Raw genomic sequence first — 14,776 nt, 5'->3', positions numbered from 1 at the left:
ATGGAGCTGCTGCTGGCGGATAATGGAGTAGGAATTGAGAAAGACGATTTGAAACACATATTTGAACGGCTTTATAAGTGTGATAAAGGACGCTCCGAAAAAGGAAGCGGACTTGGTCTTTCTATTGTCCATCAGCTTGTAGAAAAGATGGGTGGAAGCATAACAGTTGAAAGCTTTCCGGGAGAAGGAACTGAATTTATGTTGCTTTTTCCTTTGGAGATTTAAGCGGGTTCCCGTCTTTATGGCGGGAACCTTTGTCATTTTTGCCGGATTTCAAATTGCAAGGTTAATGCAAGGTTGCGGCAAGGTTAATGCAAGGTTGGCGTGATAGAATACCTTACAGAACAGGAGGTTTTGAATATGGATACAAATTACATCATTGAAACAAAAAATCTGACGAAGCAATATGGCTCACAAAAGAGTGTGGCTGACTTAAATATCCATGTGAAGCGTGGGAGAATTTATGGTCTGCTGGGCAGAAACGGAGCCGGAAAAACCACTACCATGAAAATGCTGTTGGGCTTAACGAAGCCGACTTCCGGGGAGGTCAAAATCTGGGGGAAACCCTTGCAGGGGAATGAAAAGAAATTGCTGCCCCGTATTGGTAGCTTGATTGAGTCTCCCGGCTTTTATCCCAATCTGACCGGCACAGAGAACCTGCGTATCTTTGCTACCCTGCGGGGCGTACCAAACAATCATGCCATCAAAGATGCTCTGGATCTGGTAGGACTGCGATGTATATGAAGTAGACACAAAGGGCGCTTAATTTCGTTCCGCTTTAGAAGGGAGTGATCTTATCTATTCGCCGCACCTGCCCTCTATGGGCCATTGGCGTACAAAGCGGACAATCGCAAGAAAAATAATGAAAAAGGAGGACAGCCGGAATCATGCCCCCGGAAACCGGGCGGCAGATTGTTCCGGCTTTTGTATGCCTATGAAACATGACAAACCTATTTTTTAATCAGATTCCGGCTAACAAACTATATGGCATTTTTTGAACAGGCAATCACCGTTCTTCAGACCCTCGTTATCGCGCTCGGTGCCGGTCTCGGTATCTGGGGCGTTATCAACCTGCTGGAAGGTTACGGCAACGACAACCCCGGTGCAAATGCTCATGGTTGGTAAAGAAGCAACAATAAATTAGATATGACAGTACCCCTGCTATTCCGTATAATTTGGGGAACACTCCATGTTTCTGCATTTACAGAAATTGAAAATCAAACACGGTCACGCTATAATATATTTTGTTGATGTTATCTTCAAATATTTTTTGTAACAAAATGTTACTTGCCTACTCTTATTGCTGAAAGGAGGTGTGCATAATTGAATACCCCTAATTTTAGTGACATATATACCTTATATTTTGAAGATGTATATAAATATCTGTTAGCTCTTTGCCACGATGAAGAACTTGCAGAAGAATTAGCGCAAGATACTTTTTTTAAGGCTATGAAAAGCTATGAGAACTTTCGAGGTGACTGTAAAATAACGACTTGGCTGTGCCAAATTGCGAAGCATTCATTTTTCTTGTATGAGAAGCACAGGAAAAGAAATATCGACCTTAATTCTGTAGAGAATGAAATAGTTGATACTAATTCCATAGAGATTTTGTTAGGACAAAGAGAGCAGGCGTTTGGAATACATAAACTGCTACACAATTTACCAGAGCCATATAAGGAAGTCTTTTCTTTACGGGTGTTAGGAGAATTAAGTTATCAGGATATAGCAAAACTTTTTGGTAAAACAGAAAGTTGGGCAAGAGTAACCTTTCATAGAGCTAAATTAAAAATCATTGAACAAGTAAAGGAGGAAAGTTATGAGTAAAATTTCATGCGACATCATTCAAGATATGTTGCCGCTGTATTATGATGAAGTTTGTTCAGCAGACAGCAGAAAAATGATTGAGGAGCATTTGCAGGAATGTGAAAAGTGTTCCAATATTTTTCAGAAGCTAAAAACAGAATGTGTGGTTGATACAAAGGAAAATGCTGAAAGCATACAAAGCAGTGTCATGGGGAAGATGGCACATTCATGGAAACGTTCACTATTAAGGTCATTTATCATAGGAATTGTAATAACGACTATCGTCCTTACAGCGATATTTGGAACATATTATGCCTTGTTTATAAGACAAAATAGCATGGTAAGCCCAGAGCAAATTTCAATCTCGGCATATTCACTGACCGATGAACAGATTACTTTTAGATTAGAACTACTTGACGGATACTGTGGAGGAACAATTAAGACTTACACAGACGAAAATAGAAACTTGTATATTTCTGTATTAAGAACGGTTATCAAAGAAGAATTATCCGATGGAGAAACCGAAATAATGAATTATGGGTTTAACCATGAAAAAAAGGACTACATTGCTGTATATTATGGTACACCTAATAATTGTGAGCTTATTTGGAAGAAAGGCGATTTATTACCTACTGCACCAAAAGATATTTTCGAGTAAAGCTGCATAAAATTTGAGGGTAGCTATCTTTGTGTGAGGTAGCTACTCTTTATACTTTAGAGCTTAAAAAACTGCAAATCATGTGTAACATTCTGTGATGGTGCTGCTCTTATGGGTGAAAGGAGGAAAACACTATACTATACTTATCAACTTGCAAAAAGAAGGGATTTAATATTATGATGAAACAGAAAAAAATAATTGTTCCTATTCTCACTCTTGCCGTAATGCTTTTGATGGTTGGTGGCGTATATGCTGTTTTTTCTTCAACTCAACCTGAAAAAAGCAAAGCTGAAAATGTTCGGGATACCACTGACCAAGACTATGAAAAAGGGCTTACGGAAGAACAAAAGGCATTTAATGAACTAATCAACAAACAGATTTACGAAGAAACTGCTAATAACTTAGAACAGTATGAGCAATACGGTTTAACCTATAATTCTGACGAAAACCAGCTGTTTTTTAATGGTAAGTCAGTCTGCTATTTTGCTGATAACCGGGCTACCGATGGAACTTTTGAAGGAACTGAGGTACACTCTGCAAACGGTGATATTGGCATTATTACAGAAAGAGATAGAAATGGAAATATAACTGGTCTAAAACAGATGGAAATCCCAGAATTAACAGATTTTCTTGAAAAGTCGTGGAAAGAAAAATAATTTCTTTAGGTAAGTGATTAAAACACAAATAGCAAACCCAGCCGGAGCAGTCAACGGTCAAGATGAACGGGCTAAAGCCCGCCGTTGACAGCCCCGCCCGGTTTCGCAAATGGGTAATCAAGGGGCGACAGCAAAAAGTGCTGCCGCCCTTTGTCATCATAAAAAGCAACTATCAACCAGCCACAACTCTTTGCGGAGGGAAGGGGGGATTTCCTATGACTTGCACAGAAGAATACAAAGAGCATATCGAGTACACATTCCACGCTTTTTGTAAAATTGTTATCCGCAATGCCAGCTACACAGCGCTGCGGACATGGAGCAGGAAACACAAAAGAGAAATATCCCTTGACTACATCACAGATGAAAAGCACTATCCTTTAGGCACGACAGATGAATATTTCAAAGCCCCGGAGCCGGACGAGGAATACATCGTCCATCTTTGCGGCGATACCGTTATCCTAAGCAATGGGCTGCTGGTACAAGCCCTCTCCCGTCTGCCAGCGCAGAAGCAGGAAATGCTCTATCTGTCCTTTTTTAAGCGTATGCCGCAGCATGAAATCGGCAGACGGTACGGACGCAGCCGCAGTGCAGCGGGCTACCATATCCGAAAAGCCATACAGCAGCTTTACGAGGAAATGGAGGGACTGGCGCATGAGGAATAACGAGCTTCTCCCCTATGACACAATCGTACAGGCTACCAGCGGCGAGCCGGAAGCGGTCAACACCGTATTGCAGTATTATGGGCGGCGAATACGCTATGCTTCCCGTATCAGCGGACAAGCTGACAAGGAAGCCGAGGACTTCATCACGGAAACGCTGCTGAAAGCGTTATTTAAGTTTCGCTTTAGCCGAGTATCCCCGCCCGATACAACTGAATAACCGCCGCCCATTACAGCGGCACATACAAGCAGTAAATCTGAAAAAGGTTTGCTGCTTTTTTTGCGCCCATTTCTCCTAAAGTGTGCGGCATTGAAAAAGGTTTGCCGTTCCGTTTGGCAAAATTGCAAGTTGTCCGTAGTAGGACATAACAGGAGAAATTGAGCAAAAAGTACGCCGAGCCGGAGCGTGCTTTTCTTAGAGCAAGATTCTACCGCAGTACCAAAATTCGCTTTTCGCTCATTTTGCCCCTGCGGGAATCTTGTTGGGGAGTGCCTTCCCCAAACCCTGCTTATGCGGCTTGCGCCGCTTAAAAATCCCTCAAAATATTTTTTCGGATTTTTCAAAAACAGTTCCGCTTCACACCCCGTTTTTCTCCTATTAGTGAGAGGACACCACGCACAGAAAGGAGGTTTTACCATGCGAAAACGATACAACACACCGCACCGCAGCCGGGTAGTCAAAACACGCATGACCGAGGAAGAATACGCCGAGTTTGCCCAGCGGCTTTCTGCTTACAACATGAGCCAAGCCGAGTTTATCCGGCAAGCCATAATCGGGGCAGCCATACGCCCCATCATAACCGTTTCTCCCGTCAACGACGAGCTGCTTGCCGCTGTCGGGAAGCTGACCGCCGAATACGGCAGGATCGGCGGCAACTTAAACCAGATAGCCCGGACGCTGAACGAGTGGCACAGTCCCTATCCGCAGCTTGCCGGGGAAGTACGGGCGGCGGTTTCCGACCTTGCTGCCCTAAAGTTTGAAGTCTTACAGAAAGTGGGTGACGCTGTTGGCAACATTCAAGCATATCAGCTCTAAAAATGCGGACTACGGTGCAGCCGAGCAGTATCTAACCTTTGAGCATGACGAGTTTACCATGAAGCCCACCCTTGACGAAACCGGGCGGCTTGTGCCGAGGGACGATTACAGAATAGCAACGCTGAACTGCGGCGAGGAAGATTTTGCCGTTGCCTGTATGCGGGCAAATCTCCGATACGGTAAAAACCAAAAACGGGAAGATGTGAAAAGCCACCACTATATCATTTCCTTTGACCCACGGGACGCAGCGGACAACGGCTTGACCGTAGACCGGGCGCAAGCATTGGGCGAGAAATTTTGTGCCGAGCATTTCCCCGGACACCAAGCCATTGTCTGCACCCACCCGGACGGACACAACCACAGCGGCAATATCCATGTTCATATCGTTATCAATTCTCTGCGTATTGAGGAAGTACCCTTGCTGCCCTACATGGACAGACCGGCAGATACCCGTGCCGGGTGCAAACATCGCTGCACGGACGCTGCTATGGAATACTTCAAAGCCGAGGTCATGGAGATGTGCCACCGGGAAAATCTCTATCAAATCGACCTGCTCCATGGCAGTAAAAACCGCATTACCGAGCGTGAGTATTGGGCGCAGAAGAAAGGACAAGCCAAACTTGACAAGGAAAGTGCCACCCTTGCAGCCGAGGGGCAGCCTGCAAAGCAGACCAAGTTTGAAACCGACAAGGCGAAGCTACGGCAGACCATACGGAACGCCATGAGCGAAGCTACTACCTTTGACGAGTTTTCCGCTTTACTTCTGCGGCAGGGTGTGATCGTCAAAGAGAGCCGAGGGCGGTTGTCCTACCTTACCCCGGACAGGACGAAACCCATTACTGCCCGAAAACTGGGAGATGATTTTGACCGTGCCGCCGTTCTTGCCCTTTTGGAGCAGAACACCCACAGAGCCGCCGAAAAGACCGCACCCATACTCGAATACCATACCGCTGAAACAAACCGCACAGAGCGAGGAAAAACGCAGAAAATCGCCCCGACAGGCAACATACAGAGAATGGTTGACCGTGCGGCGAAGCGAGCCGAGGGAAAAGGTATCGGCTATGACCGTTGGGCGGCTGTCCACAATCTCAAACAGATGGCGGCTACCGTTGCCGCTATGGAGCAATACGGCTTTACCCCGGATGAACTGGACGCAGCCCTTGTGTCTGCCAATGCGGATTTACACAGCAGCACCGCCAAGCTGAAGCCCATTGAAACGGCTATCCGTGAGAAAAAGGACTTGCAGAAACAGGTGCTTGCCTATGCCAAGACAAGAGATGTGCGTGACGGATTGAAAAAGCAGAAAACCGATAAGGCACGCAAAGCCTACCGGGAAAAGCATGAAAGCGACTTTATCATAGCAGACGCAGCCGTAAGATATTTTCGGCAAAAAGGCATTACCAAGCTGCCCACCTATAAATCGTTGCAGGCTGAAATCGAGCAGCTTACCGCCGAGAAGAACGCCCTTTACAACGAGTACCGGGCAAATAAAGAGCGTGTCCGGGAGTTGCAGACCATGAAAAGCAATCTTTCCCAAATGCACCACGGCGAACCGAGCAGACAGAAAAAGCATGAACAGGAGCGTTAAAAACCGCCCCGAAATGATACCGAAACCAAACAAAAACAGGGATATGCCATTACCCCTATCCGCAATACTCCCCGACCTCAAAACAGGGCGTACAGGGCAAAAAATCCCCGAAAATGATACCGAGAAAATACAGTTTTCCCGCCCTATCCGTGATACCCACGGAAACGGCAGAAAGGAGCGTACCAATGCCACGCATGAGCAACAAACGGCAGCTTGAATGGAGCTTTTTCCTCAACCACCGAAACCGAATTACCTATAACGACCTTTGCCGGGGCTGCACCCACGATTGCAAGCAGAGTTTCCGAGCCGTGATTATCCTCTGCCACCGGTATTACTCCAAGCGTTGGAAACCAAAGGAGGACACCGCCTATGGCAGATAACCGCAAATATTACTACCTCAAACTGAAAGAAAGCTATTTTGATGATGACGCTATCGTGCTGTTGGAGAGTATGCCGGACGGTATTCTCTATTCCAACATTCTCTTGAAGCTGTACTTAAAATCGCTGAAAAACGGCGGCAAGTTGCAGCTTGACGAGAATATCCCTTACACAGCACAGATGATCGCCACTCTTACCCGTCAGCAGGTAGGCACGGTGGAACGGGCGTTAGGGATTTTTCAGCAGTTGGGGCTTGTGGAGCAGCTACACGGCGGCTTGCTCTACATGACCGATATTGAACTGATGATAGGGCAATCCTCTACCGAAGCGGAACGAAAACGGGCGGCAAGGCTTGCAAACAAGGCTTTGCCACCACCCCGGACAAACGGCGGACATTTGTCCGACATTCGTCCACCAGAGATAGAGATAAAGAAAGAGATAGATATAGAGATAGAAAAAGAGAGAGAGTTAGAAACGGGACAAGCCCCCGCCCGCAGCTATGGCAGATACAACAATGTTTTTCTTTCCGATACGGAACTGGACGAGCTGAAAGCGGAACTGCCCGACAAATGGGAGTATTATATTGACCGCTTATCTACTCATATAGCGTCCAAAGGAACGAAATACCGCAGTCATGCAGCCACGATATACAAGTGGGCGCAGGAGGACGAAGCCAAGAAACCGCCGAAAAAAGGCATACCCGATTACACCTTTAAGGAGGGCGAGAGTTTATGACTGAACTTTTTACCGATACCGTTTTGAATATGATGACTACTACCGCAGAGCCGGAGGACTACACGGGCGAGGACGGTCTGCTTTACTGCGGCAAGTGCCGCACGGCGAAAGAAGCCTACTTTCCCAAAGAAACCGCCGCATGGTTGGGGCATGACAAGCACCCGACAGAATGTGACTGCCAACGGGAGAAGCGTTTGGAATGTGAATCCGCCGAGGAACGCAGACGACACCTTGACACCGTTATGGAACTGAAACGCCGGGGCTTTACCGACCTCACCATGCAGGAATGGACTTTTGCACATGACAACGGCAAATGCCCGCAGATGAGCAAGGCACATTTATATGTGGAGCATTGGGAGCAGATGAGAGAAAACAACTATGGTCTGCTCTTGTGGGGCAAGGTAGGCACAGGAAAAAGCTATTTTGCCGGATGCATTGCCAATGCCCTTATGGAACAGGAAATCTCCGTCCGCATGACAAACTTTTCTGCGATACTGAATGATTTAACTGCCAGCTTTGAGGGGCGAAACGAATATATCGAGCGTCTTTGCCGTTTCCCTCTGCTGATACTTGATGATTTTGGTATGGAGCGTGGCACAGAGTACGGTTTGGAACAGGTCTACAATGTAATTGACAGCCGATACCGCAGCCGAAAGCTGCTGATTGTCACCACCAATCTAAGCCTTACGGAACTGCAAAATCCACAGGACACCGCCCACGCCCGTATCTATGACCGAGTGCTTGAAATGTGTCTGCCTATCCTCTTTACAGGCGAGAACTTCCGAAAGGAAACGGCACAAACCAAGCTCAATGGACTAAAAGAACTGTTGAAGTGAAAGGAGTTGCCTATGACAGAAAACAAACAGAATAACAATGACCGCACCGACCGCCGCCCGGACTGCGTGACGGAGATTCGCATGGGTAACACCGTGCTTGTTGTGTCCGGCTTTTTCAAGAAAGATACCACAGCCACCGCAGCCGACAAGATGATGAAAGTGCTTGAAGCGGAAACCGCAGCTACACACAAGCCAAGTTATACTGTATGACAAGCCTAATTCCAAAAAATCGTCATAATGACGGGCGATAAAGAAGCAAAATTCACATTTACCAGCTATACAGACAGCCGCCCCGTGTGATATAATTTCCTTACGGAATAGTGGGGCTGGCTGTCGGAAATGGAGGAAACCATGATTAGACAGACAACCCAAAACCTCATTACTGCCCTTTATCCGAGATTATCCCATGAAGATGAATTGCAGGGCGAGAGTAATTCCATCTCCAACCAGAAGCGTATTTTGGAAAGCTATGCAAAACAGAACGGCTTTACCAATCTCCAATGGTACACGGACGATGGGTACTCCGGTGCGAACTTCCAAAGACCCGGTTTTCAAGCCATGCTTGCGGATATTGAAGCCGGGAAAGTCGGAACGGTCATTGTCAAGGATATGTCGAGATTAGGGCGAAACTATCTCCAAGTGGGAATGTATACGGACATGATTTTCCCACAAAGGGGCGTTCGCTTTATCGCTATCAACGATGGAGTGGACAGCGCACAGGGCGACAATGATTTTGCCCCTCTGCGTAATATCTTCAACGAATGGATGGTGAGAGATACGAGCAAGAAAATCAAGGCAGTTTTCCGCAGCAAAGGCATGAGTGGCAAGCCTATCACAAGTCAGCCGGTCTATGGCTATCTCAAAGGCGAGGACGGACGCTTTATCGTGGACGAAGAAGCTGCCCCGGTCGTCAAGCAGATTTTCAGCTTGTGCCTTGCCGGGAACGGTCCAACCAAAATCGCCCGTATATTGACCGAGCAGCAAATTCCAACACCGGGTACATTGGAATACCGCAGGACAGGCAGCACACGCCGTTACTACCCCGATTATCCCTACAAGTGGGCGACCAACACGATTGTCCATATCCTTGAACGCAAGGAATATCTGGGGCATACGGTAAACTTCAAGACCGAGAAAGTGTCCTACAAGGTCAAATCAAGCGTGGAAAATCCCGAAGAAAAACAGGTCATTTTCGAGAATACCCATGAGCCAATCATTGACCTTGCCACATGGGAGCGTGTGCAGGAATTACGCAAGCAGCGCAAGCGTCCAAACCGCTATGATGAAGTCGGTCTATTCTCCGGCTTACTGTTCTGCGCCGATTGTGGAAGCGTCCTCTATCAGCAGAGATACGAGAACAAAACCCGAAAACAGGATTGCTACATCTGCGGCAACTACAAGAAGCGTACCCACGATTGCACCGCACATTTTATCCGCACCGACCTTTTGGCTGCGGGTGTGACCGCCAATCTGCGGAAAGTGACAAGCTATGCAGCCAAGCATGAAAAGCAGTTTATGAAGCTGCTGATCGAGCAGAACGAGGACGGCGGCAAACGCCGGAACGCTGCCAAGCGAAAGGAACTGGACGCAGCCGAAAAGCGGATTGCGGAGCTGTCCGCTATCTTCAAGCGGCTTTATGAGGACAGTGTGACTGGGCGTATTTCTGATGAACGCTTTGCGGAACTTTCCGCAGACTATGAAGCCGAACAGAAACAGGTCAAGAGCCGTGCCGTCGAACTGCAAGCGGAACTGGCAAAGGCACAGGAAGCCACGGTTAATGCGGAAAAGTTTATGAAAGTTGTCCGCAAGTACACCAGCTTTGAGGAATTGACCCATACCCTGCTACGGGAGTTTATTGAAAAAATCGTTGTCCATGAGTGCAGCTATGACGAGAACGGCACACGCAGACAGGACATTGATATTTATTACAGCTTTGTCGGCAAGGTAGAACTTCCCGACGAATAATGCCCGACCTATCCGACACAGTAGCTAAGTGCCGGATGGGAACGGCAAAAAATTTTACACTTCTATTGCTTCTTTACCACACACAAGTAAAGAGCCAGGGCATGAAGCAGTTCATGGCTAATTAAAGGGAACAAAAAAGAAAGGAAAAGCACAATCCAGACGGTATCAGCGGCAGGCTACAAGAATAAATTGTGGTTTCACAAGATTGGTGCTATAATAAGAGAAAAGTTCCTGCCGGGGCAGCCGCCCCGGTGGTATGGATAGAAAGGCAGGAAAATAATATGCACATCAGCTATAAACCACTCTGGCATACACTGTTAGAGCGTGATATGAGAAAAGAAGATTTAAGGCTTGCCGCCGGTATGACAACGAATATGATTGCCAACATGAGCAAAGAGGGAAAGCACATCAGCATGGATACATTAGCCCGTATCTGCGAAACGCTGAATTGTGAGATTACCGATGTGATTGAGTTAGTACCAGACGAGCCTGCTTCCACAGGAGGTAAGGAACATGAGCGAATTGAAACCAAGAATAACGGAAAACGGAATTGATTATATCCTTGTTGGGGATTATTATATCCCAGATTTGAAGCTGCCGGAGGAACACCGCCCTATCGGAAAGTACGGACGGATGCACCGGGAATATTTAAGAGAAGTCCACCCAGCCAGATTGAACACATTGACACTGACCGGGAAGTTATGGACATACCTTGCAGACCTGAACGAACAGGCACAGGAACGGTTAGACACCATCATGGAGCAGATGAAAGCTGCCGAGGGCGTGACTGAGGAATTGAAGCGTACTTCTCAAATGGAATGGGTGCAGCGTTGCAATAACATTCACAACCGGGCAGAAGAAATTATTTTGCATGAGATGGTTTATTCATAAACGGTATGTCAGAATGACAATTACAAACTGAAAGCTGAAGGAGAGGAAATTTATGAACAAAACCTTAACCCATAGTATGAAATCCTATATAACAATTTTTTGGGTTGGTATTTTAGTCGGATGTATTTGCAGGCTTACAGATTATTGCCCAGCTGATACATTATGGAGTTTTTCGTCAATTCAAACACTATTGGGATTTTGGATTATTACCAATACCATCATTGTTTTAGCAAGTACTTCAAACATTTGTGCAGGGATTAGTTCGTTTTTATATATGTTTGGAATGACATTGAGTTTCTATGGATTACAAGCAATATTAGGAACATTCATACCTTTATTTTCTGGTGGTTTTCGTACTTCACTATTTATATTATTTACTATTTGTTCAATCCCTTGTGCAATAGCAGCGTTTATCTTATATTACTGGAATAAAGAACATATTTTTAATTCTATATTATATTCTCTGCCAGTAGGTGCTTTAGCCGCAGAAGCAATTGTAATTTTTATTTACTTTTTAGGGCATCATACATTCCTATTTCAGTTATTGATGGATGTAATAGGAGTACTAATTTTTCTTTTCATGTTCTATAAAAAAGCAAAAAGTAAGAAGCTTTTTCTAATCGCTTCGGTAATTAGTGCTTTGGTATTTTACTTTGTTTTTCCATGGTAATATGAAATTATAATATACAACTTACCACTTCAAAATTTCAACTGAATAACCACAGCACAAACCGCTGCTACATGGAATCCAACAAACCATGCAACAGCGGTTTTCCTTTACCGTTTTTTCCTCTGGTTGATAGGCGTTCCCGTTTTCTTTGATTTTTGGAGAATCCGAATAAGCCAGCGAAATTCTTCATCTGACAGATTTTTATAGTTGATACCGAGCTGCTTGCAGTAAAGCACTGCCAGTTTTTCCAAACGGCTGCCCTTGAAATTTTCGACCGCTTCCAGATTTTCTTTCAGTTCATTGGCAACAGTGGTCTGGGGCGCACTCTCACTATCCTTTTTATGGGTTTCCCGAATATCCCGGATAATCAGGTTTAGGTCATCCAGAACCATGTGGCTGAAATATTCATCATCACTGATATGGGCGGCTTGCAGCACTTTCAAATGTGGGTCATCTTCGCCAGGGCGATACCGTTCTATGATTTCATGTCGGACAGTATCGACAAGGGTGTTGAGGTTTTGAATCTGCATGGTGGCAATCCCATCCACATAAATCTCAATGTCCGCAAGAAACTTGATAAAGTCCTTATGGGTGGCAAGTTCGCAGAGCAGACGGTTGTTGATCCGACCGCTTTTCAGAAGTGCAACCATTTCATCGTTCAAATGCAGCTCCGTCAGTGGCGTGTTGATCTGCTCCCTGTTCTCTGTCCGGCACAGCAGATAATCGACGGAAACCCCATAGAAGTCTGCCAGCGTGATAAGGTTGCCATGATTGATTTCCTTAAAATCTTCTTTTTCATAACTGCCAAGGGCTGATTTAGAAATACCCGTTAGTTTTGATAGTTCTTCCAGATTTAAGCCTTTGTCCTTGCGGAGTTCCCAAAGGCGTTCCTGTATGCTTGTTGCTCCTTTCATGGGCACACGCTCCTTTCCAACGGTTTCATTGCTGCCGCTTATCTGGATTATATCACACTTTCCGTAATCGTGGAAATTTCTGATTTTTACCCTTAATTCCTACTTTGTGGACATACGGCACAGGGCACAAAAATGTTCTATGATACAGGTAGTTCATCGATGGATTATTCCAATCGAATGACCAGCCTGTGTGGGATATGCTTCCCCGGCGATGTAGCGCCATGAATTTTGGCAGGGATATGGAGGAACCCTGACCAAAACGAGCGTACCAAAGGGAGCGATACGCCGCTGTGAGATTCAGGGGAGGAACGACACCGGGGAGAACTGGCGAACTGACACCGAAATGATACCGAAACACAACAATCTGATAGGGGGACAGTCTACCCTATCGCTGATACTTCGGGAGATTTTAAGCGGCTCTATGGCTGTAATTTTACCGAAAATCGCCCCGAAACCATACACTAAAACGGGAGGAAGCGCAATATGCCGAGAATGAGCAAAAAGAGGAAGTATGAGCTTTCCTTTTACCTCAATGACCGGGGGCGTGTCACTTACAACGAATTATGCCGGAAATGCCAGCATGGGTGCAAGCAGAGCTTCCGGGCGGTTGTGATTGACTGCCCCTGTTATTTATCCAAACGAGCAAAGAAAAAGGAGGAACACACAGAATGAATTTTGAATTTATGACGATAGACACACCATTGCCGCCCTGTATGCCTTTTCCCAGAGCGTTGACAGGATTTCCAGTCAGCAGCACCGCAAAGGTCATGTACTGCCGGATGCTGGACGCTATGCTCTCCAAAGGGCAGGAGGACGAGAACGGAATCCTCTTTGTCTGCTTCCCTGTCACAGCCATTGCCGCAGTCCTGTCCCGCAGCTCCATGACGGTCAAGCGTTCTCTGAATGAACTGGAAACTGCCGGACTTATCATGCGGGTGCGTCAGGGCATTGGAGAACCAAACCGGATTTATGTGCTGATACCGGGAAAGGAGGACGCTGCCCTTGCCTGATACCTCAAAGCTGGAAAAACTCAATCGGGAGTTGGAAAAAAGCGAAAAGAAACTGCGGAAAGCCATCAATGATGAAAAGGCATTGCAGCACCAGTTGAAACAGCTTACCCGAAAGGAACGGACGCACCGGCTCTGTACCCGTGGCGGTATGCTGGAAAGTTTTCTGCAAGAGCCGGAACGCCTGACAGATGATGATGTCATGCTGTTGTTGAAACTCATTTTTCACAGACAGGACACGCAGGAACTATTGAAAAAACTGCTGGAACGGGAGATGCCGGAACCCCCTTAGTTTACTAAGGGCGCAATTATACACCACCCAGAGGTTGGCGCATTGCGTTCTCCGAAGGCTCCTCGCCGGAGGGCTGTGATTTTCCGCAGTCATGGTCTGCTCCAAATCATACAGGGGACGCTACGCTTCCCCTGCGCTGGCTACCACCAGCTACCCTTTTGTGGACTTGCCATCTGGGGACACCTTGCGTTGCAAGCTGTTCCCAGCCGACAAGTTTGAAGTTATAAGTGGATTTTTGCGAAGCTGTATGATACTATTATTTTATAACGCTTTGAAAATTCGTGGATTACTTAACAAATTAGAAGGAGGTATTTTATATGTTTAAAAAAGCTTTTTGGGTTCCTTATGAGGATAGTGCCAATTACCCAACTCTTGCAAAAACTATGGAAGCAATTTCAAAGTATTGTGAAGAAAATGGTAAGTCTTATACATTTATTAACGATGACGAAGTGGAGATAAATGGAAAAAGATATGAAATATATAGGGGCTACGAAAATGGTAGTAGGGGAAATTACGGCATAAAATGTAAAGAAAAATAAATCCAGTTTGTTATTCTACACACATCGGGTCAACTTGTCCCGAACTTTCACAACTAAATACCCGCCGCTTACACAGCGGCACACCGAGCAGGAAATCTGAAAAAGGTCTCCTGCTTTTTTTCTGCCCAAAATGAGGTGGTAAAACGCCA

The 14,776-nt window shown here is 46.0% G+C and carries 22 protein-coding genes and 1 pseudogene; 22 read left to right on the top strand and 1 reads right to left on the bottom strand.

Annotated elements, in window-relative coordinates:
* The 18 genes and pseudogenes from ACESZP_RS17440 to ACESZP_RS17355 form a co-directional block, all read left to right on the top strand.
* On the top strand, positions 1–225 hold a 225-nt coding region (locus ACESZP_RS17440; protein WP_499709895.1), incomplete at its 5' end, for a sensor histidine kinase.
* Positions 226–360: 135 nt separating this feature from the next.
* Positions 361–732: pseudogene (locus ACESZP_RS17435) on the top strand (ATP-binding cassette domain-containing protein); the annotation flags it as partial.
* 252 nt (positions 733–984) lie between these two features.
* A complete protein-coding gene (locus ACESZP_RS17430; RefSeq protein ID WP_118375089.1) occupies positions 985–1,125 on the top strand; it encodes a Maff2 family mobile element protein in 141 nt (46 codons plus the stop codon).
* 198 nt (positions 1,126–1,323) lie between these two features.
* On the top strand, positions 1,324–1,824 hold the full coding sequence (locus ACESZP_RS17425; protein ID WP_055230541.1) for an RNA polymerase sigma factor: 501 nt from the start codon (positions 1,324–1,326) through the stop codon (positions 1,822–1,824).
* Positions 1,817–2,461, top strand: a complete 645-nt coding sequence (locus ACESZP_RS17420) for a zf-HC2 domain-containing protein (protein WP_055230542.1) — start codon at positions 1,817–1,819, stop codon at positions 2,459–2,461. Before ACESZP_RS17425 ends, ACESZP_RS17420 begins: the two co-directional genes overlap by 8 nt.
* 176 nt (positions 2,462–2,637) lie before the next feature.
* Positions 2,638–3,117: a hypothetical protein gene (locus tag ACESZP_RS17415; RefSeq protein ID WP_118375090.1), complete on the top strand. Its 480-nt coding sequence runs from the start codon at positions 2,638–2,640 to the stop codon at positions 3,115–3,117.
* 215 nt (positions 3,118–3,332) lie between these two features.
* Complete coding sequence (locus ACESZP_RS17410; RefSeq protein ID WP_055230544.1) at positions 3,333–3,779, top strand: RNA polymerase sigma factor; 447 nt, start codon at positions 3,333–3,335, stop codon at positions 3,777–3,779.
* The gene (locus tag ACESZP_RS17405; RefSeq protein WP_055230545.1) at positions 3,769–3,996 is read left to right on the top strand and encodes a helix-turn-helix domain-containing protein; all 228 of its coding nucleotides are present in this window, start codon (positions 3,769–3,771) and stop codon (positions 3,994–3,996) included. Before ACESZP_RS17410 ends, ACESZP_RS17405 begins: the two co-directional genes overlap by 11 nt.
* A gap of 417 nt (positions 3,997–4,413) precedes the next feature.
* Positions 4,414–4,812 carry a plasmid mobilization protein gene (locus tag ACESZP_RS17400; RefSeq protein WP_117715681.1) on the top strand — a complete coding sequence of 133 codons (399 nt, stop codon included), beginning with the start codon at positions 4,414–4,416 and terminating at the stop codon, positions 4,810–4,812.
* Positions 4,784–6,400: a relaxase/mobilization nuclease domain-containing protein gene (locus ACESZP_RS17395; RefSeq protein WP_499709893.1), complete on the top strand. Its 1,617-nt coding sequence runs from the start codon at positions 4,784–4,786 to the stop codon at positions 6,398–6,400. Before ACESZP_RS17400 ends, ACESZP_RS17395 begins: the two co-directional genes overlap by 29 nt.
* A 185-nt stretch (positions 6,401–6,585) precedes the next feature.
* Positions 6,586–6,780, top strand: a complete 195-nt coding sequence (locus ACESZP_RS17390) for a hypothetical protein (RefSeq protein ID WP_226948262.1) — start codon at positions 6,586–6,588, stop codon at positions 6,778–6,780.
* On the top strand, positions 6,770–7,513 hold the full coding sequence (locus ACESZP_RS17385) for a phage replisome organizer N-terminal domain-containing protein (protein ID WP_024738893.1): 744 nt from the start codon (positions 6,770–6,772) through the stop codon (positions 7,511–7,513). Before ACESZP_RS17390 ends, ACESZP_RS17385 begins: the two co-directional genes overlap by 11 nt.
* Positions 7,510–8,349, top strand: a complete 840-nt coding sequence (locus ACESZP_RS17380) for an ATP-binding protein (protein ID WP_499709891.1) — start codon at positions 7,510–7,512, stop codon at positions 8,347–8,349. Before ACESZP_RS17385 ends, ACESZP_RS17380 begins: the two co-directional genes overlap by 4 nt.
* A gap of 12 nt (positions 8,350–8,361) precedes the next feature.
* Positions 8,362–8,559, top strand: coding sequence for a transposon-encoded TnpW family protein (locus ACESZP_RS17375; protein ID WP_087216728.1), 198 nt, complete (start codon positions 8,362–8,364; stop codon positions 8,557–8,559).
* A 141-nt stretch (positions 8,560–8,700) separates the two neighbouring features.
* The gene (locus tag ACESZP_RS17370; protein ID WP_499709890.1) at positions 8,701–10,314 is read left to right on the top strand and encodes a recombinase family protein; all 1,614 of its coding nucleotides are present in this window, start codon (positions 8,701–8,703) and stop codon (positions 10,312–10,314) included.
* Positions 10,315–10,595: 281 nt separating this feature from the next.
* On the top strand, positions 10,596–10,868 hold the full coding sequence (locus ACESZP_RS17365) for a helix-turn-helix domain-containing protein (protein ID WP_002593556.1): 273 nt from the start codon (positions 10,596–10,598) through the stop codon (positions 10,866–10,868).
* Positions 10,828–11,205: a TnpV protein gene (locus tag ACESZP_RS17360; RefSeq protein WP_024739843.1), complete on the top strand. Its 378-nt coding sequence runs from the start codon at positions 10,828–10,830 to the stop codon at positions 11,203–11,205. The genes ACESZP_RS17365 and ACESZP_RS17360 overlap by 41 nt, the downstream gene beginning before the upstream one ends.
* Before the next feature lie 52 nt (positions 11,206–11,257).
* Positions 11,258–11,875: a hypothetical protein gene (locus tag ACESZP_RS17355; RefSeq protein WP_233105080.1), complete on the top strand. Its 618-nt coding sequence runs from the start codon at positions 11,258–11,260 to the stop codon at positions 11,873–11,875.
* A gap of 107 nt (positions 11,876–11,982) precedes the next feature.
* Here the strand turns inward: ACESZP_RS17355 and ACESZP_RS17350 are convergent, their stop codons facing one another.
* Positions 11,983–12,789 (bottom strand): helix-turn-helix domain-containing protein, encoded by an 807-nt coding sequence (locus ACESZP_RS17350; protein ID WP_005924756.1) that lies wholly within the window; start codon positions 12,787–12,789, stop codon positions 11,983–11,985.
* Between the two features lie 483 nt (positions 12,790–13,272).
* Between ACESZP_RS17350 and ACESZP_RS17345 the strand changes: the two genes are divergently transcribed.
* The 4 genes from ACESZP_RS17345 to ACESZP_RS17330 all read left to right on the top strand — a co-directional run bounded on the left by ACESZP_RS17345 (position 13,273) and on the right by ACESZP_RS17330 (position 14,627).
* Positions 13,273–13,461, top strand: a complete 189-nt coding sequence (locus ACESZP_RS17345) for a hypothetical protein (RefSeq protein ID WP_005927683.1) — start codon at positions 13,273–13,275, stop codon at positions 13,459–13,461.
* Entirely contained in the window at positions 13,458–13,799 is a 342-nt protein-coding gene (locus tag ACESZP_RS17340; RefSeq protein ID WP_005927681.1) for a replication initiator protein A, read from the top strand. Before ACESZP_RS17345 ends, ACESZP_RS17340 begins: the two co-directional genes overlap by 4 nt.
* On the top strand, positions 13,792–14,088 hold the full coding sequence (locus tag ACESZP_RS17335; protein ID WP_005927679.1) for a DUF3847 domain-containing protein: 297 nt from the start codon (positions 13,792–13,794) through the stop codon (positions 14,086–14,088). The genes ACESZP_RS17340 and ACESZP_RS17335 overlap by 8 nt, the downstream gene beginning before the upstream one ends.
* 317 nt (positions 14,089–14,405) lie before the next feature.
* On the top strand, positions 14,406–14,627 hold the full coding sequence (locus tag ACESZP_RS17330; protein ID WP_002596507.1) for a DUF4318 domain-containing protein: 222 nt from the start codon (positions 14,406–14,408) through the stop codon (positions 14,625–14,627).
* The last annotated feature ends 149 nt before the right edge of the window (positions 14,628–14,776 follow it).

It is taken from the genome of Candidatus Dorea massiliensis AP6, assembly GCF_964245105.1.
Classification (GTDB): Bacteria; Bacillota; Clostridia; order Lachnospirales; family Lachnospiraceae; genus Laedolimicola; species Laedolimicola intestinihominis.
Note: the sequence above shows the minus strand (reverse complement) of the source record. Positions and strands in the feature narration are given on the sequence as shown.

Excerpts from the sequence above, each read along its gene's own strand:
- ACESZP_RS17350 (WP_005924756.1), bottom strand. The coding sequence starts at position 12,789 with ATGAAAGGAGCAACAAGCATACAGGAACGCCTTTGGGAACTCCGCAAG.
- ACESZP_RS17330 (WP_002596507.1), top strand. The coding sequence starts at position 14,406 with ATGTTTAAAAAAGCTTTTTGGGTTCCTTATGAGGATAGTGCCAATTAC.
- ACESZP_RS17340 (WP_005927681.1), top strand. The coding sequence starts at position 13,458 with ATGAATTTTGAATTTATGACGATAGACACACCATTGCCGCCCTGTATG.
- ACESZP_RS17360 (WP_024739843.1), top strand. The coding sequence starts at position 10,828 with ATGAGCGAATTGAAACCAAGAATAACGGAAAACGGAATTGATTATATC.
- ACESZP_RS17430 (WP_118375089.1), top strand. The coding sequence starts at position 985 with ATGGCATTTTTTGAACAGGCAATCACCGTTCTTCAGACCCTCGTTATC.
- ACESZP_RS17380 (WP_499709891.1), top strand. The coding sequence starts at position 7,510 with ATGACTGAACTTTTTACCGATACCGTTTTGAATATGATGACTACTACC.
- ACESZP_RS17375 (WP_087216728.1), top strand. The coding sequence starts at position 8,362 with ATGACAGAAAACAAACAGAATAACAATGACCGCACCGACCGCCGCCCG.
- ACESZP_RS17345 (WP_005927683.1), top strand. The coding sequence starts at position 13,273 with ATGCCGAGAATGAGCAAAAAGAGGAAGTATGAGCTTTCCTTTTACCTC.
- ACESZP_RS17400 (WP_117715681.1), top strand. The coding sequence starts at position 4,414 with ATGCGAAAACGATACAACACACCGCACCGCAGCCGGGTAGTCAAAACA.
- ACESZP_RS17355 (WP_233105080.1), top strand. The coding sequence starts at position 11,258 with ATGAACAAAACCTTAACCCATAGTATGAAATCCTATATAACAATTTTT.
- ACESZP_RS17405 (WP_055230545.1), top strand. The coding sequence starts at position 3,769 with ATGAGGAATAACGAGCTTCTCCCCTATGACACAATCGTACAGGCTACC.
- ACESZP_RS17410 (WP_055230544.1), top strand. The coding sequence starts at position 3,333 with ATGACTTGCACAGAAGAATACAAAGAGCATATCGAGTACACATTCCAC.
- ACESZP_RS17420 (WP_055230542.1), top strand. The coding sequence starts at position 1,817 with ATGAGTAAAATTTCATGCGACATCATTCAAGATATGTTGCCGCTGTAT.
- ACESZP_RS17415 (WP_118375090.1), top strand. The coding sequence starts at position 2,638 with ATGATGAAACAGAAAAAAATAATTGTTCCTATTCTCACTCTTGCCGTA.
- ACESZP_RS17385 (WP_024738893.1), top strand. The coding sequence starts at position 6,770 with ATGGCAGATAACCGCAAATATTACTACCTCAAACTGAAAGAAAGCTAT.
- ACESZP_RS17390 (WP_226948262.1), top strand. The coding sequence starts at position 6,586 with ATGCCACGCATGAGCAACAAACGGCAGCTTGAATGGAGCTTTTTCCTC.
- ACESZP_RS17370 (WP_499709890.1), top strand. The coding sequence starts at position 8,701 with ATGATTAGACAGACAACCCAAAACCTCATTACTGCCCTTTATCCGAGA.
- ACESZP_RS17365 (WP_002593556.1), top strand. The coding sequence starts at position 10,596 with ATGCACATCAGCTATAAACCACTCTGGCATACACTGTTAGAGCGTGAT.